This is a genomic window from Rhizobium sp. 18055 (genome assembly GCF_902706285.1).
Taxonomy (GTDB): domain Bacteria; phylum Pseudomonadota; class Alphaproteobacteria; order Rhizobiales; family Rhizobiaceae; genus Rhizobium.
Genome location: NZ_CACSKD010000020.1, coordinates 54,631 through 78,546 on the forward strand (window position 1 = coordinate 54,631; position 23,916 = coordinate 78,546).

The 23,916-nt window shown below is 58.8% G+C and carries 18 protein-coding genes and 3 pseudogenes; 17 read left to right on the forward strand and 4 right to left on the reverse strand.

Annotated features, from left to right (window positions below):
• Positions 1-13 precede the first annotated feature (13 nt).
• On the reverse strand, positions 14-3,646 hold the full coding sequence (gene traA / locus GVL52_RS25070) for a Ti-type conjugative transfer relaxase TraA (RefSeq protein WP_160012132.1): 3,633 nt from the start codon (positions 3,644-3,646) through the stop codon (positions 14-16).
• A gap of 248 nt (positions 3,647-3,894) precedes the next feature.
• On the opposite strand from traA, the gene GVL52_RS25075 reads away from it, so the two are divergent.
• The 6 genes from GVL52_RS25075 (at position 3,895) to GVL52_RS25100 (ending at position 7,387) form a co-directional block, all read left to right on the forward strand.
• On the forward strand, positions 3,895-4,158 hold the full coding sequence (locus tag GVL52_RS25075) for a TraC family protein (RefSeq protein WP_160012134.1): 264 nt from the start codon (positions 3,895-3,897) through the stop codon (positions 4,156-4,158).
• A gap of 4 nt (positions 4,159-4,162) precedes the next feature.
• A complete protein-coding gene (gene traD, locus GVL52_RS25080) occupies positions 4,163-4,378 on the forward strand; it encodes a type IV conjugative transfer system coupling protein TraD (protein WP_160012136.1) in 216 nt (71 codons plus the stop codon).
• On the forward strand, positions 4,365-6,326 hold the full coding sequence (traG, locus tag GVL52_RS25085; RefSeq protein WP_160012138.1) for a Ti-type conjugative transfer system protein TraG: 1,962 nt from the start codon (positions 4,365-4,367) through the stop codon (positions 6,324-6,326). The genes traD and traG overlap by 14 nt, the downstream gene beginning before the upstream one ends.
• Positions 6,327-6,338: 12 nt before the next feature.
• On the forward strand, positions 6,339-6,536 hold the full coding sequence (locus GVL52_RS25090; protein WP_160012140.1) for a hypothetical protein: 198 nt from the start codon (positions 6,339-6,341) through the stop codon (positions 6,534-6,536).
• A gap of 214 nt (positions 6,537-6,750) precedes the next feature.
• Positions 6,751-7,017: a WGR domain-containing protein gene (locus GVL52_RS25095; RefSeq protein ID WP_160012142.1), complete on the forward strand. Its 267-nt coding sequence runs from the start codon at positions 6,751-6,753 to the stop codon at positions 7,015-7,017.
• 73 nt (positions 7,018-7,090) lie between these two features.
• Entirely contained in the window at positions 7,091-7,387 is a 297-nt protein-coding gene (locus tag GVL52_RS25100; protein WP_160012144.1) for a hypothetical protein, read from the forward strand.
• A gap of 121 nt (positions 7,388-7,508) precedes the next feature.
• Here GVL52_RS25100 and GVL52_RS25105 read toward each other — a convergent pair.
• Positions 7,509-7,640: pseudogene (locus GVL52_RS25105) on the reverse strand (IS5/IS1182 family transposase); the annotation flags it as partial.
• A gap of 30 nt (positions 7,641-7,670) precedes the next feature.
• Between GVL52_RS25105 and GVL52_RS30985 the strand changes: the two are divergent.
• The 6 genes and pseudogenes from GVL52_RS30985 to GVL52_RS25130 form a co-directional block, all read left to right on the forward strand.
• Positions 7,671-7,820 (forward strand): annotated as a pseudogene (locus GVL52_RS30985) (MOSC domain-containing protein); the annotation flags it as partial.
• A gap of 508 nt (positions 7,821-8,328) precedes the next feature.
• A complete protein-coding gene (locus tag GVL52_RS25110) occupies positions 8,329-9,216 on the forward strand; it encodes a helix-turn-helix domain-containing protein (protein WP_160012146.1) in 888 nt (295 codons plus the stop codon).
• Between the two features lie 125 nt (positions 9,217-9,341).
• Entirely contained in the window at positions 9,342-10,328 is a 987-nt protein-coding gene (locus GVL52_RS25115) for an AraC family transcriptional regulator (RefSeq protein WP_160012148.1), read from the forward strand.
• A gap of 107 nt (positions 10,329-10,435) precedes the next feature.
• Complete coding sequence (locus tag GVL52_RS25120) at positions 10,436-10,726, forward strand: hypothetical protein (RefSeq protein WP_160012150.1); 291 nt, start codon at positions 10,436-10,438, stop codon at positions 10,724-10,726.
• A gap of 32 nt (positions 10,727-10,758) precedes the next feature.
• Entirely contained in the window at positions 10,759-12,312 is a 1,554-nt protein-coding gene (locus GVL52_RS25125; RefSeq protein ID WP_160012152.1) for a DUF1254 domain-containing protein, read from the forward strand.
• Positions 12,313-12,528: 216 nt separating this feature from the next.
• Positions 12,529-14,067 (forward strand): DUF1254 domain-containing protein, encoded by a 1,539-nt coding sequence (locus GVL52_RS25130; protein ID WP_160012154.1) that lies wholly within the window; start codon positions 12,529-12,531, stop codon positions 14,065-14,067.
• 112 nt (positions 14,068-14,179) lie between these two features.
• Here the strand turns inward: GVL52_RS25130 and GVL52_RS25135 are convergent, their stop codons facing one another.
• Both GVL52_RS25135 and GVL52_RS30505 read right to left on the reverse strand, forming a co-directional pair.
• Positions 14,180-14,494 (reverse strand): hypothetical protein, encoded by a 315-nt coding sequence (locus tag GVL52_RS25135; RefSeq protein ID WP_160012156.1) that lies wholly within the window; start codon positions 14,492-14,494, stop codon positions 14,180-14,182.
• Between the two features lie 322 nt (positions 14,495-14,816).
• Positions 14,817-15,017: pseudogene (locus GVL52_RS30505) on the reverse strand (IS110 family transposase); the annotation flags it as partial.
• Positions 15,018-15,380: 363 nt separating this feature from the next.
• Here GVL52_RS30505 and GVL52_RS25140 point away from each other — a divergent pair.
• The 5 genes from GVL52_RS25140 to GVL52_RS25160 all read left to right on the forward strand — a co-directional run bounded on the left by GVL52_RS25140 (position 15,381) and on the right by GVL52_RS25160 (position 23,891).
• Positions 15,381-16,883 (forward strand): DUF1254 domain-containing protein, encoded by a 1,503-nt coding sequence (locus GVL52_RS25140; RefSeq protein ID WP_160012175.1) that lies wholly within the window; start codon positions 15,381-15,383, stop codon positions 16,881-16,883.
• 136 nt (positions 16,884-17,019) lie between these two features.
• Positions 17,020-18,447, forward strand: coding sequence for a DUF1254 domain-containing protein (locus tag GVL52_RS25145; protein WP_244619277.1), 1,428 nt, complete (start codon positions 17,020-17,022; stop codon positions 18,445-18,447).
• A 597-nt stretch (positions 18,448-19,044) separates the two neighbouring features.
• Positions 19,045-19,854: a transporter gene (locus tag GVL52_RS25150; protein ID WP_244619275.1), complete on the forward strand. Its 810-nt coding sequence runs from the start codon at positions 19,045-19,047 to the stop codon at positions 19,852-19,854.
• A 62-nt stretch (positions 19,855-19,916) separates the two neighbouring features.
• A complete protein-coding gene (locus tag GVL52_RS25155; RefSeq protein ID WP_200847895.1) occupies positions 19,917-22,340 on the forward strand; it encodes an arylsulfatase in 2,424 nt (807 codons plus the stop codon).
• 75 nt (positions 22,341-22,415) lie between these two features.
• Positions 22,416-23,891 (forward strand): DUF1254 domain-containing protein, encoded by a 1,476-nt coding sequence (locus GVL52_RS25160; protein WP_160012157.1) that lies wholly within the window; start codon positions 22,416-22,418, stop codon positions 23,889-23,891.
• The last annotated feature ends 25 nt before the right edge of the window (positions 23,892-23,916 follow it).

Sequence of the window (23,916 nt, forward strand, 5' to 3'; positions counted from 1 at the left end):
AATGTCTCGACATTCATTTCAAGGAGAGCCCCGTGGTCTTGGTCTGGCGCATGGTCTCGGCCTGTTTGAGGGCGGTCACTGTCCGCTCATGAGCCGATAGTTGCTGAACCGTCCGCATGGTATTCCACGCCGATTGCAGCTCGGCCTTCTGGGCCGGCGCCATACCGGCGGAAATTTTCTCGAACACCTTGCCGTCCGCCTCTTTTGCTGCGAGCGGCAGGAAAGACCTTTCCCCAAAGCGCTCGGAGACAGCCCTGGCAAACCCCTCCAGTTCTGCCTTCACCATTTTGTCGGAAAGCGCATATTCCAATCCGGAGGGGAGGTCGTTGCGGTCGATAGCATCACGCACCCGTTCGAGGATCTGCTTGGCCGCGACGGAGAGCGCCGGAATATCAATCGAGACCTTCAGGCGAACAGCACGCTCCTCCGCCTCGTAGCGACGCTCGGCCTCAGTCCGCTTCTGCAGATATCCATCCAGGTCACGCGCCAGCGCGGGCGCATTCACCAGCGCCGTCTCTCGCGCTTGAGCTTCTGCCTTACCAGTGAACAGACCGGTCTTGCCCCTCAGCGCACCGAAAGTTTCCGGCTGCTTGGCAATCGTCGCGATCGTTGCCTCCGCGGTCTCGGCATAACCGACCATGGCGTCGACGTTCACCGCGTTGAACGCCGCCTGCGGATCCGCATAGACGAGGTGGAAGCGGGCCGAGACCTCCTGCCACTGGCTCTTCAAGGCAGGATCGGCCGAGACCTTGTCCTCGACGGATTTTTCGATCGATTTTGCAAATGCGTTGATGCCGGCAACCATGGGCTTCCTTTCCTCTTGGATGACAGAGTTGGCCTGGCTTCGGGTTTCAGATGCGTCGCGGGTGTGGATTTCGCTGGCGGCGCCAGGGCCCAAACCGAGACGGCCCCCGATGGCAGCGAGCCGCGAGACGAGATCGGTCAATTTGTCCTTCTGGCGGATGGTCCACTGCAGCCGATCGCGCAGCAGGGTGCGCCCGACGTTCATCAGATGCAGGCCACGCGCGTCGGCAAACCGGAGTGCGGCGCGATAGGCAGGCCCGTTCTGATAGTCGAGCGTCGTTTCCTTCGAGGCGTCGCGCGACAGCCGTTCATGCACCCGCGCCATTGCCAGTTCCTCGACGGGCACGACGTTCCAGGAATTGCGATCCGCCTCGGTGCCATCCGGCAGCCTGACCCGCTCGGATCCGACATGCTGGAGACCGATGCGATCTCCAATCTCGGCTCTCGATTCATTCATCGCGCGGGCGAGATCGACGCCCCAGACCGTCAGCTCCTGGCCATCAGCAAAGCCGAGCGTCACATAGTAGCTTTCACGGTTACCAGACTTGTGCTCGTAGGGCGCTCTGCCGTGGGCCATCAACACACCGCCGCGCCGCTGGGCGAACTCTTCCAGCCCGACATAGAGCTCCGCTGTCTCGCGATGGCGGGTCATGGCGACGTAGGACAGGTGTCGGTCCAGCGTGCTCGATGCAAGCAGTTTCACCCGGTCGACGGTGGCGCCCTGGCTCTTGTGGACGGTGGTCGCATAACCATGATCCACATTGGCATAGAAGCGCTGCTCGACCACGATCTTGCGATGATCATCGCCGCCACCGATCGCAGCGACGAGACGGCCGGGCGCGGCTTCGAGCACGCGGGCCAGCATGCCGTTCTTGACGCCAAGCGACCCCTCGTTTTTCAGGAAGACGATCTGGTCGCCGGCCGCGAATTGTCGAAGACCATCTTCCGTCTTGAAGGCGTGACCCGCATCGATCAGTCCGCGCTCGACGAGTTTGCCGCGCGCCATCTCGTTCAGCATCCGGACGTCCCGACGGCGATGGGCGAGGATCAGAGAGGACTTGGTTGGATCGTATTCGCGGTCCCAGTCGTCGATCAAAGTCGTGATGGCATTGTCCCGGGTCCAACCGGTTCGCACCATGCCTTGGCTCTCGTAGGCGGAGAGTGCATCCGATATGTTTCCGCGGGCAAGATCGAGCGACGCATCGCGCATCCACTGCTCGTGCTGCCGGTAGATCGTCTCGAGTTCCGCATAGCCGATCCGCTCGGAAATCGCGCGGAAGGCGGCCCCCGCTTCGATCGGCTGGAGCTGATCAGGGTCGCCGACGAGAACCAGTTTGGCTCCTGATAGGGTCGCTGCTTCGACGAAGCGGGCCATCTGCCGTGAGGAGACCATGCCTGCCTCGTCCAAGACCATGACGGTCTTCTCGTCGAGACGGTCACGGTCCTGATCCCAGCGCAGCTCCCAGGCGGACAGCGTGCGGGATGCTATGCCCGCTTCTTTCTCCAGACCCTCGGCAGCCTTGCCGGCAAGGGCCGCGCCGACAACGCGGTATCCTGCCGCTTCCCAGGCCTCGCGGGCTGCCTTCATCATTGTCGTCTTGCCGGCGCCAGCGCGGCCGACCACGGCTGCAATCCGGGGATTTCCCGAAATGTGCTCAATGGCTGATTTCTGCTCGTCCGACAGTCGATCGTGGCGTTCAAATGTCTGGGCCAGAACACGCGTCGCAACGTGATGCGTCTGTTGTCGGCCGAGCCACAATGCCTGGTTCGCCATCTCAGCTTCAATGCGGATGAGATCGTGCGTCGTGTATTTTGCCGGAGACCGGGCACCTGACGAAAACGAGATGCGCTCTTTGTCCAGCCGCAGCGCATCCGGGTGCTGCAGAACCCGCGCCATCAAGTCCCGGAACAAGGCCGGATCATCGATATAGCGGTGCAGGACCTTGGCAATATCACGCTCGTCGAAGACGCTTTTTTCGCGGGTGATGAGATCAAGGACGAGACCGGCGTCGCGCTGAATGCGCCGCGCGTTTTCCTCGCGGCGCTCTTCCTGAAGCTCGATCCGTTCGAGCTTCACCGCAGCGGCAGATGCGGTGTTACCCGCTCCATCTGCCTTCCGCTCGATCGCCGTCGCACCGACCCCGACATGGATGGTCGGCTCCAGTGCGATGCCCTGCTTTTCGAAGGAGCGGCCGTCCACGCGGATGTCCAATCCAGCAAGCGCAAGATGCCGGTTCTGGCAGGCAAACCATCCGTCCCGGAAAGCGTTGAAGTCATCAGCACCGCCGGCCCAAAGCTCGTAGACGATCTTGCCGGCGTCATTACGCTGAGGCTTTCCGTCGGGGCCAAGGACAGCGACCTTCTTCGCCCCGAACCCATCGTCGGTCAATGGCCGCAGCGTCGTCATGAGATGGATATGCGGATTGCCAGGCGCGTCATGGTAGACCCAATCGGCCACCATGCCGTTGGCCTTGATATGCCGCTCGACGAAATCCCTGACAAGCGCAATATTCTGCTCGGCCGACAGCTCGACCGGCAGGGCTATGGTGACGTCCTTTGCAAGCTGGGCGTCGGACCGCTTCTCGAAAGCCTCGACCCTGTTCCAGAAAGCTTCGGACGCCCCTGAGATGGACCGGTCAGCCACCTTCGCCCGCAACCAGTCGGGCGCATCTTCCGGGATCACGAACTCCTCATGCAGAAGACCCTGCTTGGCCGTGTAGTCGATCGTCCTGGCTTCCCGCTCGAAATCCATTTTCGCGCAGTGCCTGTAGGCCGCCGACAGCACGGCGCTGCGGCCGGAGCCGCGGGCGACGATGCTGACTGAGAAATGCGGGACGGCCACGAGCTGACTTTCTTCATTTGGCGAACGATTCCAATCGTTTCGGAGACTGCGGCCCCCCAGGCCGCTCTTTCGAGCACGTCGCGCCAGCGACGTATAATTGCGCCCTTGGATCCGCTTCTCCGAAACGGCGGGATCATTCGCCAAAAGCTGCCGCTTTGGCGAGGTGCAAAGTTGCACCTTTCTAACGGGAGAGAATTGAGGGAGCGTTGGACCTCGTCATCCCGCAACGAAGACAGGAGATCGCCATCATGAAGAAGCCAACAGCGAAACTTCGCGAAGAACTCGCTCGACTTCAGGATGAGCTGAAGCAGGCCGAGACGCGAGATGCCGAGCGGATCGGGCGCATTGCTCTGAAAGCTGGCCTTGGGGATTTCGACGTTGAGGCGAGCGAGCTTCAGTCGGCCTTCGAAGAGATCGCCAATCGGTTTCGCAATGCGAGCAAGACAGGTGGAAGCGCCACGAAGGCGGCGGTCGGCGCTGGCCAGACTGCGAGCCAGTCTCAAGAGGCTTGAGCGGATGAACCGGACGAGTGTGACCGAAGCGCGCAAGAAGGACACCCGCGAGAAAATCGAGTTGGGCGGCCTGATCGTCAAAGCCGGTCTCCGATTTGAAAAGCGAGCTCTGCTGCTCGGTCTTCTGATCGATGGCGCCCAGCGTTTGAAAGCCAACGGCGCAGAGCGGGATCGGCTGCTCGCGATCGGAGCGGAGGCCTTCGGCAATGACGATCAGTAGAGCCCTGCTCGTCATCTCGCCGGTCGTCCTCATGGCAACGATCTGCCTAAGCCTCCCCGGCATCGAAAACTGGCTGGCGACATTCGGGAAATCGGAGCAGGCCCGGTTGACGCTCGGACGGATCGGGCTGGCAGTGCCCTATGTGCTGGCGGCCGCATCGGGTGTTGGCATTCTATTCGCCGCGCAAGGCGTGCGAAGCATCAAAACGGTTGGATGCGGGGTGGCCGGCGGCGCCCTTAGCGAGGTTGCCATCGCAGTCATTCGGGAAGGCGCGCGACTCGCCGGCTTCAGCGAACAGGTGCCGGCCGGGCGAACCCTGCTATCCTATGTCGACCCATCGACGGCGATCGGAAGCGGAGCTGCCTTGGTCGCCGGAGCGTTCGCGCTTAGGGTCGCCATAAGGGGCAATGCCGCCTTTGCCAGCAGTGAGCCGAAGCGGATGCGCGGGAAGCGTGCGCTGCATGGCGAGGCCGACTGGATGAAGATGCCGGAGGCGGAGAAGCTCTTCTCCGAAGCGGGCGGAATGGTCATCGGCGAAAAGTATCGCGTCGATCGTGACAATGTCGCCGCTGTGGCGTTTCGATCAGACGATCACACGAGTTGGGGCAGCGGTGGTAAATCACCGCTGCTGTGCTTCGACGGATCGTTCGGCTCGTCGCATGGAATCGTCTTTGCCGGCTCCGGCGGCTTCAAGACGACCTCCGTGACCGTGCCCACCGCGCTCAAATGGGGCGGGACACTGGTCGTCCTCGACCCTTCGAATGAGGTGGCACCGATGGTGATCCGACACCGGCGCAAGGCCGGCCGGCGGGTCGTCGTCCTCGATCCGAAGAACCCGCAATCGGGTTTCAATGTCCTCGACTGGATCGGCAAGCATGGGGGGACGAAGGAAGAGGATATCGCAGCCGTCGCCTCCTGGATCATGAGCGACAGCGGTCGCGCCACCGGTGTGCGCGATGACTTCTTCCGCGCCTCCGGCCTGCAACTGCTGACGGCGATGATCGCGGACGTATGCCTGTCCGGGCACACGCCTGAGAAGGATCAGACGTTACGGCAGGTCCGTGCCAATCTCTCGGAGCCCGAGCCGAAGCTGCGGGCACGGCTGCAGGAGATCTACGACAATTCGGAATCGGATTTCGTGAAGGAGAACGTCGCAGCCTTCGTCAACATGACGCCTGAAACCTTCTCCGGTGTCTACGCGAATGCCATCAAGGAAACCCACTGGCTGAGCTACGCCAACTACGGCGCCCTGGTCTCGGGATCGAGCTTCGCGACCGACGCGCTGGCAGACGGTCAGACCGACGTCTTCATCAATATCGACCTGAAGACTTTGGAGACGCACGCCGGTCTCGCGAGAGTGATCATCGGTTCGTTTCTCAACGCGATCTACAATCGCGACGGACAGATCAAGGGGCGCGCGCTGTTTCTCCTAGATGAGGTCGCCCGCCTCGGTTACATGCGGATTATCGAGACCGCCCGCGACGCCGGACGCAAATACGGCATCACGCTAACGATGATCTACCAGTCGATCGGTCAGATGCGCGAGACCTATGGCGGTCGTGACGCGGCAAGCAAGTGGTTCGAGAGTGCCAGCTGGATTTCGTTTGCCGCGATCAACGATCCCGAGACCGCCGATTACATATCGCGACGCTGCGGCACGACCACCGTCGAGATAGATCAGGTCAGCCGCAGTTTCCATGCGCGCGGATCCTCGCGCACGCGATCAAAGCAACTGGCGTCGAGAGCGCTGATCCAGCCGCACGAAGTGCTGCGCATGCGCGCCGACGAGCAGATCGTCTTTACGGCCGGCAACGCGCCGCTCAGATGCGGCCGCGCCATCTGGTTCCGCCGCGCGGACATGAAATCCTGCGTCGGAGAGAACCGCTTCCAGAAGAGCGCCACCACCGCACACGTCTCTCTGCAGACTGTCGATCGACCTAGTAAATAGCCGGAGGCAGCGATGCGATATTGGGAAGCCTGCGAGGCGAATGTGACAGCAGACGAGGCGATTGCAGAATGCGCTCGACACCGTATCCGTGCCGTGGTGCGACCCACTGATCGGGCTCTCGTCGATGACGAGAGCGGCGATGTGATCGCACACACCGATGATCACGGCGAATATTACGGTGGCGACGTGATCGGTTACCTCGGGTACTGATCGATGATCCTGGCCAGGATCATCTGCGGGAGGATCTTGACCCGAATGGGCGAAGACGGCTTGCTGGCTTCGTTCGCATTGCGAATAGAGCCGTACGTCGCAGGCGGACCGCCGAAAGCAACCGTCGGCATGGTTCAACAATATGAATCGATGACCCGCAACCGATTCAAAACACTCGTTGGACGCCCTAGCTTCTGCACGCGATCATGTCGCCATGATCACCCAGCGCTACCAGCTTTATATCGAGCGGACCGACCGCGCCAGAAACATGGCTCGCTTCTATGCGCTATCCATCGAACCGAATCTTTTTGGTGAAGCATGCCTGACGCGCCGCTGGGGACGGATCGGGACGGCAGGGCAAGTTCTGATCCACCATTTCGAGCGGGAAAAGGATGCCGTGGTTCTCTTCCTGGAGCTGCTTCGGAAAAAGCGAGGTCGTGGATATCGAACGGTCGTGCGAAACAGGCGACTGGATGGCTAAGCCCACGCTCAGAATGTGAAATTGAGGACGCAATTGATCAAACCCGACAAGAAAGCCACTTGGCAGAAGCCTCGTGTGTTACTCTCGCTCGCCTGCTTTCGAGCGTGGCGGCAATATCTTCAGCGACTACGTGCAACACAAAAGCCTCGCGCTCGGCTACGCCGGCGGTCATCGCCTCTCAGACGGCCCGATCACGCCATTGCCGCCATCCATCACCCAGGGAGGCCGATTCGCCGGATGGGGTCTGTTGATGCTCGATGGCAAGCTGGTCTGGGCCTACAAGAACACCCAGCAGCCCGGCGACGGTTTCGGCATCGACGGCCCCGACAAGGAGGCAGCGCCGGCGGGAAGATGGATCCCACCATATTAATCGACCACGGCGCGCTATCGATGGCGCGCACGGTGAACAAAGCCGGCCGACGCGAACTGCGAAAAGGAGCTTTGGTCCACGGCCCGGCAAGTGACCGCAATTCAGTCTTTGATGGGGTTGGTCACTTCGATGTCGCCGTCACTAACTTGCAACAAACGGATATCGTGCGTGCGCATGCGAGCATCCGGTTGAGAGCGGCAACACCCAGAGCAGCCTCCGTCTCCTGAGCACGGAATGAACGGGCACGCAAACGCCATGTCGGCGAGGTTTTGAGGAAGAATGCATGGGCGGACAGGTGATCGCAGTCGCGGCCGATGGTCAACATCGGTTTTCGAAGAGGTTGAGGGATCAGATCCACATCCTCGCGGGTCTGGGCGTCGAGGGCGACGCGCACCTGGGAGTAACCGTCAAGCATCGCTCCCGTGTCGCAAGTTTGGCGATAAACGCACCGTTCCGTCGCCCCTTCTGAGCCCGGCAAGTCGGGCACCGCCCCGTACATGAAACAGATTGTAACCTGTCATTTACAGTAACGTACTTACAAGACGCGCGGTTGCCTGATCCTATCTCGGTCTCTGGGAGGCAAGCAACTGAATGAGCAAGTTCTTTTCACCAACTGCAGCCACCAAACGATCGGATCGCGGCGTAGCCTGCCGTGGGCAAGCTGCCACCCGCCGCATCGATCGCCTCGCCGTCCAGGACGGGCGTCGGGAATATCGGCTGGCGGCTCCAGATCTCCCACCGATTGAAATCCTGACCCGCGCGGAGAGCGGCGGAAACCGGAGGGACAGGCCCGCCCGCGGCGTCTGTTCAAAACGCGAAGCATAGTCTGAGCCTTGGAGGTAGTTGGAGTGACAGTACCGCTAGAGCAGGCACCCGCCCACTGGCACCACGTCCCGATATCCCGAGTCGAGGATTTGTCCGACGCGGTCCATGGAGCAGGAATGGATGCCACGCAGATGGCCGCCGGCAAGCTGTCGGGGAGCCTGATTTTCGCAGAACAGGGCGGAGTGACTTTCAGCGGCGGCTTGATCAATGGCCGTGTGGCCCTGCGTGGCCCGCTATCGCCCGATACCCTTTCATTGGGCGTGGCATTGAAGCTACCCGGCCCGTGCTGGCATTGGCTGACCGAGGTGAAGACGGGAGACGTGGGCGTCTTCCATGGTGGGGATGAGCACGATGCACTCTACACGCCAGGTTCGCTCTACGTCGCAGCGACGATCTCTGCCGATCAGCTTGAGGACGAGGCCGCAAAGGATGATCTGGTTTTGGATCGAGCAGCACTCGGCGGCACCGGAATACATCACCGATCGATGTCTTCTGGAGTTGTTGCCACTCTAGCCGCAGAATTTGCCCGGATACATGCTGGTCAGTCGCCCCGGATCGATATTGGCCCCATGCTTCTCAGAGCATTCATCAGTCATTTGGGCCGCCTGCCGTATGATCATGGGCGCCGGCTAAACACCAACCTCCACGCCAAGATCGCGGCGAAGGCAAGGGCGTATATTCTGGAGCATCTGGCAGATCCGATCGCTCTTGATGACATCGCCGCGGCGGCGTGCAGTTCACGACGGACGCTGTACCGCGCGTTCGCCGACATTTTTGATGACACGCCGCAGACCTACGTTCGACGACTTAGGCTCCACCGCATCAGGCAGGGTCTTGCCGGTGAACGCGAAAAGATCTGCACGATCGCGGTCGTTGCGAACCAGTGGGGCATCAGCGAACTTGGCAGGCTCGCCGGATGGTATCGGCAGATGTTTGGGGAACTGCCCAGCGAGACGCTGGCTTCTGCGAAGGACAATGCCGAGCAAGCGGGACGTCTTCACTAGATTGGCAAAAGGCGCATAGAGGGCATTCCGTTTTCCTGCGACTATAGGAACTTCAGATGGCATGCCCAAGCCCGGGCGGGCGACGGCTGTCACGGTTCCGGCTTTCGGTTGGAGGGGCACGGTCCATGGCCTCGGGCGCGACGTTGACCAATTTCACCGGGGGGGCACCCTTCCGCAATGATGCCGATCATTGGCAACGCTTCCCTGTGCGGGAAATCGAAGACCTTCGCAACATGGTGCTTGGCGCCGATCTTGAGCCGGTTCAGATGATCGGCCGCAAAGTTGATGGCAGCCTTGCTTTTTCCGCTCGGGACGGTGTGGTGTTCAGCAGCGGGCATCTGGATGGAAGCGCGACGGCCAGAGGCGTCGTTTCAAGGGATGCCGCGACAGTTGGGGTCGTGTTGTCTCAGGGCGACAAATCTCGGATCAGTCTGCATCGCGTTTTTGATGGGGTCGTCGGCGTCATCCTTCCTGGAGATCGATTGGATCTCCTGATGGCGCAAGGCGCGCTTTATGTCACGGCAACACTGGACCTCGAACGGTTGGAAGTCGTGGTCGCCCGGAAGTTCTTGCAATCAGCAATCCATCCGAAGCCGCTGGAGCAACAAAGTCTCGATGAGCTGACGTCGGCTCTACTCCGCATACACGCGGGAGAGGGATCGGTGGCAGGGATCGATATTGGCAAAGCGGTTCTGCGCGCCGCAGCTTCTCACTATGTGAATGATGACGGCTTGGACGATCGCTGCTCTCCTTCGACTTATGAAGTTATTGTCCGGCTGGCCCGCAATTACATCGAGAGGCACCTGGCTCAGCCCATAACGACAGACGACCTCACCATCGCCTGCGGGACTTCCCCGCGCACTCTTTATCGAGCATTCCTCGACACCCTTGGGGAGGCGCCGGTCCATTATATCCGCAGGCTTCGGCTGCATCGAATCCGGCAGGAGCTAAGGTCCGTCGACGAACCGGCAACGGTTTCTGCAAGTGCCAGGAAATGGGGAATCTCCGAGCATGGACGAATGTCCGGCTGGTACCATGACGTGTTCGGGGAAGTGCCGAGCGCCACCAAGGCGATCCGAGACAAGAAGCAACTTTCACAACCATGGCTCTAATTTGGCAAAAACCGCATAGCCGACAAAGGCAGTGGAGCGCATAGTTTGCCTAAAAATACGGCATATAAGCGTTTGTGAATTACAACCACAGCAGAAGGCCGAGTGTCATGAAACGCATAGTCGCACTTCCGTCGATGACCGTAGCATTCCTGTCGTTGACGCTAGCGGGTTCCGCTTTGGCGGATCAGGCTCGTTTTGACAGCCTTGCCAATCTGCCATTCGAGAAGAACCGTCCGATGGTGGAAACTGTCGATACGCTGAAGGAGGATTTACTCTTCCAGAGCGCCACCCAGACCTATCTCTGGGCGTTGATGCCTTGCCGCGACGCGCCTTCGGGCATTAGCGCGAAATTCTTCGACCAGACCTGGAAGCCGGACGACGTCATGAAAGTGAATTGAGGCCATCAAACTCGAACAGCGAGGAACGTCCCATGAAGTCCCCCCATGATCAAGCGGAATTCACGCGCCGCGCCGCGCTGAGGGGCGGCATCGGTGCTGTATCCTTGGCCGTCATTGGTGCCAGAGCCGCTGCGGTCGCCACTGCCTCGGCAGCGATCACGACCGGTGCGGCGCAGGCGCAACAATCTGGTACGGGCATTGCGCCACCTCCCGCGATGACAGCAACGAAATCGTTGTCCACGACCGCCAACACCGCTCTTTCCAAAGAATACGTCCAGATGGTCGGACGCTTCGCCTATTTCTGGGCCTGGCCGATGATCAACAGCTTCAATCGACGCATCGCCCTGACGTCTGTTCCGGAGCCCGGCTTGCGCGGAGGCGTGTTGCCCAACGCGCCGCTTGGCCAAGTCTGCATGCTGACTGACTATATTTCTCCCGAGCAGCGGTTTGTCGCGTGTCCAAACCAGGACGTTGCATACGGCTTTGGCTTCGCTTCGCTCGACGAGCATCCCGTGGTCTATCAGGTACCTGACTTCGGGGATCGCTTTTATGTCTATGCCGCGTGGGACGCGAGAACCGACTCGTTTGCGGAGATTGGTCAGCAGTACGGGTCGAAGCCCGGCTTTTACCTTCTGGTCGGCCCCAACTGGAAGGGGACCGTGCCCGAGGGGATCATCGAGACATTCCGCTCCCCGACCGAGCTCGCCGCACTTTGCCCCCGCGTCTTTCTGAATGATACCGCTGAGGACAAGAACGCCGTTTTGCCAATCCTGAGCCAGGTCATGGCCTATCCACTCAGCGAGTACGATGGCACGATGAAAACCAAGGACTGGACCAAGGTTCCGCACTTCCCGACGCCCCCGGGCGCAGGGTCCGGAGAGGTCAAGTGGGTGGTTCCCGAGACCTTCTTCGACCAACTTGCCGAAGTTCTCGACAAAGTGCCGCCATTGCCAGGCGAAGAGACCACATACTCCATGATCCGCTCGGTGCTGACAGCCGCAGAGAAAAGTCAGGAGGTACAGCAGGTCCTGAAGGAGACTGCAGTGGCCGCAGACACGGAGATTATCCCACCTTTGTTCCTATGGAAGCACAACGGACCGGCTGCTGGCAATGGCTGGTATTCACCGGTTAACAACGCCGATTTCGGGGCCGATTATGTCGTCCGCACGGCCGTCTCTAAGTCCAACATGTATGAGAACCGGTTCAACGAAACAAAGTACATCTTCACGGATACGGATGCCGAAGGAGCACAGTTGGATGGTAGTTCAACGTATACGGTGACTTTTCCGGCCGGTCAGCTCCCGCCAGTCGATGGGTTTTGGTCGCTCACGCTTTACAACGAGCACCACTTCTTCACGCCCAATCCGCTGCAGCGCTTCTCGCTGGGAACAAAGAACCAGGGCCTCCAAAACAACGCGGACGGTTCGCTTACTATTTACGCTGGCCCGGCCTCTCCCGGGAAGGACAAGGAATCGAACTGGCTTCCAGCCCCCTCGACTCCGTTCTCGCTCTACATACGTGCCTATTGGCCAAAGCAGGAAGTGATCGACGGCTCGTGGAAGCCTCCGGTCATTCGAAAGCAATGAATGCCTTGATCAGGCGGCCACACCGCGGCTTCCGCTTTCGGACCGCTGCGCTGGAGTGGCTGCGACTGGCGTCGGGACTCGGACGTTCGCGACCCTGCCACTGCACGCTGCGACGGCCCCCCGAGAGATGGACATGGAGGCCCGGGCATATTGAACAGGTGAACTGAAAACAGCCGGTCCGTCGTGTCCGAGCGAAAACGCAAAGGGAGTATCGTAATGAAATTACTCGTCGATCTCGTTACTTCGCGCCGCGAAGCCCTGAAAGGCAGTCTCGGTGCGGCGACATTGGCCGCGTTCGGAAAGAGCGCGACTGTGCCTGTTGCGGCCGCTGTTGGCAGCGCCGTCCTTGCCAGCGATCCTGCGCAGGCACAAGCTGGCGCCGACCCGACCCGGCAATCGAAGATCACGCAGCCAGCTACCGGCATCGTGATGCAACCCGATTATGCCCGCGCAATCGCGCAGACGGCATATATCTGGGGTTGGCCGCTCGTTAACATGATGAATCGCAGGAATTTGTTCGCGCAGGCGCCGCATCCCGGTCGCCTCAACGGTGTTGTCCCGGTGGCGCCGACCGGACAGGTCGGGATGCTTTCCGATTATGTTGACCCGGCGGAGACCTTCGTCACCTGCCCCAACCAAGACGTCGTCTATGGCCTCGGCTTTTTCTCGCTCGATGAACAACCGGTCGTCGCGCAGGTGCCGGATTTCGGCAAGCGTTTCTGGGTCTATGCGATGTATGACGGCCGGACCGATCAATTCGGGCAACTCGGAAGGCCGTACAATACCAGACCCGGTTTCTATCTGCTGGTCGGTCCAAACTGGAAAGGCCGAAAGCCGGCAGGGATTACCGAGGTCATCCGCTCCTCGACGTCAATCGCTAATGCGATTCCGCGCATTTTCCAGGACGACACGCCGGAAGACAGGAAGGCGATCCAAGCACCGCTTAACCAGGTTGTCTTTTATCCGCTGAAGGAGTTCACAGGGAAGATGAAGACGGTCGAATGGAGCAAGGCACCGACCATTCCGGGCCCCCAATCGACCGGCGAAGAAACCAAGTGGGTCGAGCCGGAAAAATTCTTCGACGAATTCGCTGGCGCGTTGGATATCGTACCGCCGCAAGAAGGAGAGCAGGCGCTTTACGCTCAGTTCCGACTGCTTCTCGATGCGGCGTCGAAAGACCCCGAACTGAAAAAAGTGCTGATCGAGACCGCGGTCGATACAGATCACAAGGTCATTAAGCCGTTCTTCCAGTGGAAGTACAATGGGCTCCCTGCTGGTAATGGTTGGAACCGCTCCACCAACAATGCGCAGTGGGGCATCGACTATTATAACAGATCAGGCACGGCGAAATCGAACATGTTCGACAACCGCCCGACGGAGACACAGTACTTCTACACGGATTTCGATGGCGCGGGTGGCGAACTCACCGGCAGCGGCAACTTCGAACTCACTTTCGCCGCGGGTGAGGAGCCACCGGTCAACGGCTTCTGGTCCTTGACCCTCTACAACGACAAGCACCTCTTCCACCCGAATGATCTCAAGCGCTATTCGCTCGGTACCAAGAACAAGAATCTCCGGCGCAATACCGATGGCTCGCTCACGCTCTATGCCGGCGCGAAATCGCCCGGCGGGGAGAAAGAGGCGAACTGGCTGCCCGCACCAGACGGCGCCTTCTCGCTCTACATTCGCGCCTACTGGGGCAAGAAAGCCATTCTCGACGGCTCCTGGAAGCCGCCAGTCATTCGAAAGCTCTGATAGTCGGAAATCGGTTCGGCCGCCTCCGTGTCACGGACGGCGGCCCTTCCGGATTCGCCTGTTAAGTTGTCGCTAGGGCCGACGCTTTGGCAAAAATTCGTTTGAGCCGGGCTCAACCGCTATCATATTGACCTTGGGGATTGTCGAAATCGATCGGGTGGATTTCCACTTCGATCGCGAGGCGTATGTCACCGGCGTCGTTGGAAGGGCGTCGCAAAAAACCAGCGAGCATAACACTGCAGGCAAAGTTCGCTCGCGATGAGCGATTCTGCGGTTCCGTGACCATTGCTTCTCGACAGTTGCCTTTATGATGCCCCGGATGTGCTGAAACTTTGATCAATGGGCCGAGCTGATTCTCAGCGCGGATTTCTCCGCGTAAGCTCGCAATGCAAATCTCGACGGGTTGGTGGCGGCGCTCATCCGTCACTCTGTGATGCCCTATGTCAATGTTTTGGCCGCGGAGAATCACACGCTCGAAAGAGCGTCCAAGCATGATGATCGCGTATGTGTGGATGCGGAACTCAAGGACGGCGGTGATAAAGCTCTGACGCGCGGGTTGGTTTGCCGCATTCCCGATTGTGCGTCCGGGGCTGTTCCTATCTTGCTGCGGTCGTCGGTCACTGCCGGCCACAAAGCGACTGATGGAGGTTCCCCTACTGTTGTTCCGCCTCCGACATGCTCGAGGTTGAAGTTCGACGCAGCGATTTACGGTCTGATGGCCTGCGCCTCCCTTGCAACAACCGACACGACACGAAGCCAGCCAATTCTCGGGCAATCGCAGTGCAAACCACCGTCGTTCGTCTTCCCCGTGCGGCGAGCAAGCGATATAGAGCCGTCAGCCGACTTTGAGCCTTCCACGCAATCTCTCCAACTCGCGATGGCGCATGCTTCATGACGTAGAGTTTCCTTGTGCGGACTTTCGGCGGATGGCGATAGGTCCATGCACTCTCTCCATGTGTCAGCCCGAGGCGTCCTCGCGATAAACTATCCGCCGAAGGTTCGGTTTTTAGTCGTCGAGGGGTGGGTGCAGGTCAGACTTCGAAACGACCGTTTGTTCAGGCTTGTCGTACTCAATATCCGCACGGCACTTTGATCGAGGATCTCAACAACCGAATGATGCGCCGATATGGCAAATTTCGCCGGGATTTGTTTGACGAGGTCGAGCGCCACCTGGCTATAATTTGGCAAAAATCGCATAGCCGGGAAACTGCGCAAGGCGCATAGTTTGCTAATTATCCGGCATATCAGCATTTGTGAATTACAACCACAGCAGAAAGCCGAGCGTCATGGAACGTACACGTGCATTTCCGTCGATGACCGCAGCATTCCTGTCGTTGGTGCTAGCGGGTTCCGCTTTGGCGGATCAGGCCCGTTTTGACAGCCTTGCCAATTTGCCATTCGTGAAAAACCGTCCGACGGCGGAAACGGCCGATACGCTGAAGGAGGAATTGCTCTTCCAGCGCGCCACCCAGACCTATCTCTGGGCGTTGCCGCTGCTCAACACCCTTGGCATGAAGGTCGGCGCTGAGGGTGCTTTCGGTACCGGCTACAATATCATGCCGATCTGGACAAAGCGACTTGATCCGAAAACCCATGTGACGACGCCAAACTCCGATCTGATCTATGGGATGACCTTCGTCGACCTTACAAAGACAGGTCCTTTGGTCTTCGAGGCGCCGCCGAAACTACAAGGCATTCTGCTCGACTTCTGGCAGCGTCCGATCCCCGAAGATGGCGGCAAGTTTTTCGGCGACGTCGGCCTGCCCGGTCCTGACGGCGGCAATGGCGGTAAATTCCTGATCCTACCGCCCGGTTACAAGGGCAAGGTTCCCAAGGGCTATTATGTCTATCGCTCGGGCACCAACAGCGTCTTCATCTTCCTGCGTTCCTTCTACCAGTCGCTCGACAATATCGCGCCGGCAGTCGAGGTCATGAAAAAGTCGAGGATCTATCCGCTCGGCACGAAGGACAGCGCCAAGGCCATGGAATTTCCCGACGCCTCCGGGGAATCACTGGACATGCTGCCGCGCTCGGATTTCTCCGCATTCGAACAGCTCAAGTCGTTGGTGGATGTAGAAGGAGCAGGGCTGGCCGAGCCCGACTGGCTCGGCATGCTTGATGGCATCGGAATATCGGCGAACCGCCCGTTTGCACCCGATGACAAAACCCGGGCCATCCTCGATTCGGCCGCCAGGACCGCTTACAAGATGAGCCGCGTGATCGGCTTTGAAAAAGGCATCGGCGGGGCTGACTTTCGTGTTTACCAAGACCGCCGTTGGCTCAATCCTGTCAACAACCTGTCCGGCCACTTTCCGAATGCCGGCCTCGACCTCAGCTTCCTCGCCAGGAATGGCGACTACCGCCAACTTGATGCGCGCGCCTGGTTCTTTACTGACTACTACTCGATCAGTCCGGGTATGGCATCGATGACGCCCGGAAAGGGCGCTTTCTATATGATGGCGTTCGACGACGCCAATGGTGATCCGCTCGACGGGGCGCACAGTTACAAGGTCAACCTGCCGAAGGATATCCCGGCTGAGCTGTTCTGGTCCGTCACCCTTTATGAGGCGGAGAACGCGTCCGGTCTGGACAACGGTCAACCGTTCCCATCGCTCGGCAAACTGAACAAGCCAGCTCAAAATGCGGATGGTAGCACCGACATTTACATTGGGCCGAAAGCTCCCGAGGGAAAAGAAGGCAACTGGCTGGCGACGGTGCCGGAACGCGGCTTCTTTGCCATCCTTCGCCTTTATGCTCCGGCGCAACCGGCGTTGGACGGAAGCTGGAAGCCCGGCGACATCGAGAAGGTAAACTAGCTGATCAGAATCGGCGCTGCTCCGGTTCTGCGAGAGCGGCTCGCGAGCGCCACCATTCAGGAGGAAAGACGCTATGAAGATGCGCTATGCACGCTTGACGGCAATTGCAACGCTCTTGGCTGGTCTGACAAACCCGATGATGCCAGCGTTGGCTCAGGACCAGAAAGCGCCACCCCTTGTCGAACAGATCAACAATGGAAACTGGCTGCCTCAGGCCGAGGCCGAGAGCTTGCGCGATGATCTCTATTACCAGACCGCGGTCCAGGCCTACATTCAAACCCTGCCGATCCTGAACACCATCGGTCTGAGGGACGGATCGGAAGCTGCTTTCGGGAGCGGGTACAATGTCCTGCCGATCTGGAAGGATCGTATGGATAGCCGAGCCTGGGTGCCGACACCGAATGCCGACGTCATCTATTCGATGAGTTATCTCGACCTGAAAAAAGACGGCCCGCTGGTGGTTGCGGCACCGCCGAACGTCATCGGCATGTTCACGGATTTCTATCAAAGGACGATCACCGATGTCGGCGCGATAGGTCCGGACAGGGCGCGCGGCGGTCTCTATCTGTTGTTGCCACCGGATTATGACGGCGACGTGCCCAAGGGCTACTTCGCATTCAAGTCGTCGACCAACAATGTGTTCCTGTTCTTTCGCACGGTGATGGGAAAAGGGGAAAACGGTCCTGATCCGGCGCCCGCCGTCGCCCTCGCAGAGCGAACCCGCATCTATCCACTTTGGGCTCCGGAAAAGGACGTCAAGCCGATGGAGTTTCCGAATGCCAGCGGCAAGCGGGTCAACATGATGTATCCGACTGACAGTACGTTCTGGAGCAAGCTGAAAGACTATGTCGACTACGAGCCCGTGGTATCTATCGATCCGGTGACGCGGGGCGTTCTCGCGGCCATCGGTATCGTCAAGGGCGTGCCGTTCGAGCCGACGGAAAAGCAGAAGGAGTTGCTGCAAAAGGCCGTTATCACTGCACCGAAGATGATCATGGCAAACCGTCAGCTCGGACGTTCCGACAAGCGAAACCTTTATTATAAGGATCGACAATACGAGAACACCTGGGCGGCCGGCACGGCCGAATGGTCGCAGAGCAACTATCTCGACGTCATGCAACGGGCGTCATTCTTCCAGGTCGCCTATTCCTCGGCGCCCGCCATGGTAATGCGCACACTTGATGCCGGCTCGAAATACCCCTTCACCGTCCGCGACGCCGACGGCGACTTCCTGGATGGCTCTAAGTCCTACAAATTGCATCTGCCACCCCATCCGCCGGCGGCGCTGTTCTGGGCCGTGACGGCCTACAACATTACCGACGGCACCATGCCGGAGACGGACCAGTCGTTGCCCTCCATAAACGGCTTCAACAAGGTGAAGACCAACGAGGACGGATCCATCGATCTGTTCTTCGGCCCCCACAAACCCGAGGCATCGCCTGACACCAACTTTATCCAGACAGTCGACGGCCGCGCCTTCCTGGTGACGGTGCGCCTCTACGGAACCGGCGTCGAGTTCTACGACCAGACTTGGAAGCCCGACGATGTCGTGAAGCTTCAATGACCCCCTTGGATAATGGTACGACATGAAGCATCGGATTTGACTTCCAGCTCGCGAACGAAGGATGTCTTGTTCCAGTGGAAAAGGAGGACGTGATGATCAGAACGACCTTGGGCGTGACGTTGTCCATCTTTCCGCACCGAAGACGGTTCGAGCATCGCCAATGATGAAATCGTACCAAAAGCGAGCGGCGACAAATTTGCCCACTACTTTGGCTCGAAGGACACCTGCCCGTCTGGAGCGAAGAATATTCTGACGGCACCGACCGATAACTGGACGCTGGCCTTCCGGGTCTATTTCCCCGCCGAGGTCGTGCAGAATAACCAGTACAAATTGCCCGATCCGGAAGCAGTCAACTAGGTCGAATGAAGGTGCCTGGTGGCGGCGAGGATAAGGAAAGTGCTCGGCCCGGAAAGACGTCTCAGTCGAAATGCGAAGAGAGGCAGGCGTTCGTTACGTCCGATGTAACCGTTGCGTACTTATGATTCTGGCAATTCTAAATACAGTTGCTTCCTACGCCATTGAAAGCGGCGGCTCAAAGTGGAGCGGGCCACATCGGGTGGCGTAGCTCGGTACATGAAGGGGATTGAGATGACTTGTATGCGACCGACAGACGCTTGGAAGACAGCAATATGCTGCACGCTTCTTACATTAATTCCGGCGGTCGCCGCGCATGCCCAATCCACTGAGGACCTCGCTAAAAAACTTTCCAACCCGATAGCTTCGTTGATCAGCGTTCCGTTCCAGTTCAACTACGACCATGGTTTCGGGCCGAACAACGGCAACAAGGAAACTCTCAATATCCAGCCAGTCATTCCGTTCACGTTGAACGAGGATTGGAACGTGATCTCGCGAACGATCCTTCCTGTGGTCTGGCAGAACGATATTGCCGGTCCGTCTGGTCATCAGTTCGGTCTGGGCGACACCGTGCAGAGCTTTTTCCTTTCTCCAAAGAAGCCGACCGAGAGTGGCATCATTTGGGGTGTCGGTCCGGTCTTCCTGCTTCCAACTGCGACAGACGGTCTTCTCGGTAGCGGCAAGTGGGGCGCGGGCCCGACCGGTGTCGCGCTTAAACAGGACGGTCCCTGGACCTACGGCATCTTGGCAAACCATATCTGGTCCTTCGCCGGGCAAAGCGACCGCCAGGACGTCAGCTCAACGTTCCTTCAGCCTTTCGTTTCTTACACCACCAAGGATGCCTGGACATTCGCACTGAACACGGAGTCGACCTACGACTGGAAAGGCCATGACTGGTCAGTTCCGATCAACTTCATGGTTTCAAAGCTGGTCACTGTTAACAAGCAGCCGATCAGTCTGAGTGGAGGAGTACGGTACTGGGCGACGGCGCCCGAAAACGGTCCGGACGGCCTCGGATTTCGTGTCGCGGTGACATTTTTGTTTCCAAAGTAAATCACTCAGAAAGGCGCCGTCATTTTTCCCGTACCGTTTATTGCCTGCCATCTGGATACATCGTGAAATCGTCGAACTTACGCCTAACCGTGGAAAGGTTTTGTGCAATGTCTCTTCGAAAATCCACCAAGTACGCACTCCTTGCAGCCGTCGCCTCCTTTCTTCCGGTTTCGGCTGCCTTCGGCCAAACGGCCAACACTCCAACGCCTGCGCCGATTGGGCAGGCGGTCCTGCCCTACGCCGAACAAAAGTTCCAGGGTAACGTCGGCACTTCTTACAAGGATTCCGATCCGGCGCAATTTCCAGCTCAGATGAAGGCTCCCGCACGGGCGCCGAACGTCTTGCTGGTGTTGCTCGACGACGTCGGGTTCGGCCAATTCTCGGTAAGTGGCGGCGGCGTTCCGTCTCCTTACATGGAAGGCCTTGCAAAGGACGGCCTGCTCTTCAATCGCTTTCATACAACCGCCGTGTGCTCTCCGTCACGGGCAGCCCTTCTAACGGGTCGCAATCATCATATGGCGGGTACTGGCAATATCACCGAAGTCGCCACCGGCTACGATGGCTATACCGGCATTATCCCGAAGGACACCGCCACGGTCGCGGAGATCCTCCGGCAGAACGGCTATATTACGTCGTGGATCGGCAAAAATCACAATACGCCGATCTATGAAACCAGCGTCATGGGTCCGTTTGACCATTGGCCAAATGGACTGGGTTTTGATTACTTCTACGGCTTCATGGCCGGTGACACCAATCAGATGAGACCCTATCTTTTCGAGAACCAGACCCCTGTCGGGACGCCCACGGCCAACGATTATTATTTAAGCGTCGATCTTGCTGATCATGCGCTAACCTGGCTTGAAAAGACGGAAGCCGTTCAGCCAGACAAGCCCTGGTTCATGTATTTTGCACAGGCGGCAACTCATGCGCCGCACCAAGCGCCGAAGGCGCTCATCGACCAGTTCAAAGGCAAGTTCGACGAGGGATGGGACGCCTATCGCAAGGAAACGTTCGAGCGACAGAAGAAGATGGGCATAATTCCGCAGAATGCAGTCCTGACGGAGCGGCCGAAAAGTCTCCCCGCCTGGGACACATTGAGCAATGACCAGAAGCGGCTTTACGAGCGCATGATGGAGGTCTTCGCAGCCTACGGGTATCAGGTGGACCATGAGGTTGGACGTGTCCTGGATTATGTCGCCAAGCTCCCGGACGCCGACAACACGATGATCATCTATATCGTCGGCGACAACGGCGCTTCCGCAGAGGGCGGTTTTGACGGAACGTTGAACGAGAACGCGTTCTTCAACGCCTATCTCATGAAGACTGACGAGATGTTGGCCCACATCGATGAGATCGGCACGGAAATGCATTTCAATCATTTTCCGGCCGGCTGGGCGCATGCGATGGACACGCCCTTCCAATGGACCAAGCAGGTCGCCAGCCACTTGGGTGGAACACGAAATCCGATGATTGTGAAATGGCCCGCCAGGATCAAACATGGCGGCGAAATTCGTAGCCAGTTCTCGCACTTGATCGACGTCGCGCCGACCATTCTGGCTGCCGCCGGGATCGAGGAGCCACGCAGTGTCAACGGCACGGCGCAGACGCCGATGCAGGGGCGCAGTTTCCTGCAGGTCCTCGACAATCCAAACGCACCCGAATTTCACACCATGCAATATTTCGAGCTTTTTGCCAATCGCGGCATCTACAAAGACGGCTGGTGGGCCGGCTCGCTTGCCTTCGAACCTTGGCAGGCCGAACGCGGGGACTTCGATCCGCTGAAGGCTAAATGGGAACTCTATAACCTCGATGAAGACTTTACGCAGGCGAACGACCTCTCCGCTAAATATCCAGAGAAACTTGCGCAGATGGAAGCGCTCTGGTGGGCCCAGGCGTCGGCAAACAAGGCGCTTCCCCTCGACTGGCGCGGCGCGGAGCGTTTCAGTTCGGAACTCACAGGAAAGCCAAATCTAGCCGCGGGTCGAACGAGATATGACTATCCGGTTCCGCTCACCGGTCTCCCCGAAGCGTCGGCTCCGGATCTGAAAAACAAGTCCTTCGCCGTCACGGCAAAAGTGCAGATCGGCGACAATGCCAGCGGCATGATCTTCACCCAGGGCGGAAACACCGGGGGTTGGGCATTCTACCTGAAGGACGGCAAGCTGGTGATGGCCCACAACTATCTCGACGTGGAACACTACGCGGTCAAGAGCGACGGCGTCGTGGGCGCCGGGAAACATGAGCTGAAGATGCAGTTCGCCTATGATGGCGGCGACAAGCCTGGACAGGGTGGCACTGTCAAATTGTCTGTCGATGGCAATCAGGTGGGCAGCGGCAAGATCGATAAAACGACGCCATTCAAATATTCGTTGTCGGAGAACCAGGATATCGGCAGCGATACCGGCACCCCGGTGACTTACGACTATCAGACACCATTCCACTTCGGCGGCAAACTCGAAGATGTCGTCGTCGATGTGACGCAGTGATCTCAGGCGATCCCACGAGATGTCCTTCGGTACGGCAGGAGCATACCTCACGCGTCTCACGAACAGGAGATACAGATGAAGAGCTTCAAGGCATTCGCAGTCGCATCGGTGGCGACGCTGGCAATTCTGGTTGGTCATGAGTTGCGCGCCCAGGATAGTCTGGTCGTCTCGCCAAGCCCGGGAACCGTCGGCGGGCCGCTGGCAGGAACGGTGATGACGAAGGAATATATCAAGACCTTCGGGCGAAACGTCTATCTCTGGGGATGGCCTCTTATAGATGCCCGTCACCGCCGCGCATCGTTTGCGCGAGCGCCCGAGCCCGGATACCAGGGTGGCGTTCTACCCGCCGCACCCACCGGCTACGTATCGATGCTCAGGGACTACATTACTCCCGCGCAGCGTTTCGTCGCCCATCCGAACCAGGATGTCGTCTACGGTTTCGGCTTTGCCGCGGTCGACAAGGACCCTGTGATTATTCAGGTACCGGACTTCGGCGACCGGTTTTGGGTCTATGCGCTGTATGACGCCCGCAGTGACGAATTTTCGAAGCTGGGCAAGCAGTATGGCAGCAAGCCGGGCCTCTATATGGTCGTCGGGCCAAATTGGAAGGGCGATATCCCGGCAGGTATCATCGAAGTCTTTCACTCGCCGACCGATCTGGTGGGAATGGCCCCGCGGGTCTTCATGGATGACACCGCCGAGGACCGGAAAGCCATTCAACCCGTCATCAACCAGGTCCTTCTCTATCCGTTGAATAAATTCACAGGAAGGATGGAAACCAAGGACTGGGCAAAAGCACCGTCCTTCGGCCCTTCGTCGCAAGGTGGTAAGGAAACACGCTGGGTCGACCCCGACACGTTTTTCGACGAACTGCCGGACGTATTGAACGAGGTCCCACCGCTGCCGGGAGAGGAGGCACTTTACGCCAACATCCGCGCGCTGCTTGAGGAGGCGGCAAAACACCCCGAGATCAAGGCGACACTAAAAGAGGTCGCCGCCGATACGGAAAAGTCGTTGATCACGCCCCTATTTGCGTTCACCAACAACGGCGTTCCGATCGGCAACGGATGGACGACACCGGCTAACGGCGCTCGCTTCGGCTACGACTATGTGACGCGCACCGCGACGGCGAAATCGAACATGTATGTGAACCAGCCGGAAGAGACCCGCTATTTCTTCCTGGACATCGATGCTGATGGCAAACGCATGAATGGCAAGAACCGCTACACGATCACTTTTCCGCCGGGGCAATCGCCGCCAGCCAATGGCTTTTGGTCGCTGACAATGTACGACAAAAATCACTTCTTCTCGCCGAATGCGATCAAACGCTATTCGCTCGGAACCAAGAACAAGACTCTCAAGATGGATTCCGACGGATCGCTGACGATTTATCTCCAGCATGACTCTCCAGGCGAGAACAAGGAGTCAAACTGGTTGCCGGCTCCGGCGGATGACTTCTCCACGACGATCCGCACCTATTGGCCAAAGCCGGAAGTGCTGGAAGGCCAGTGGGTGCCGCCGGCAGCGGTGAAAAGCGTCAAAGCTGATTGAAACACAACCGAACGCGCGCGCCCAT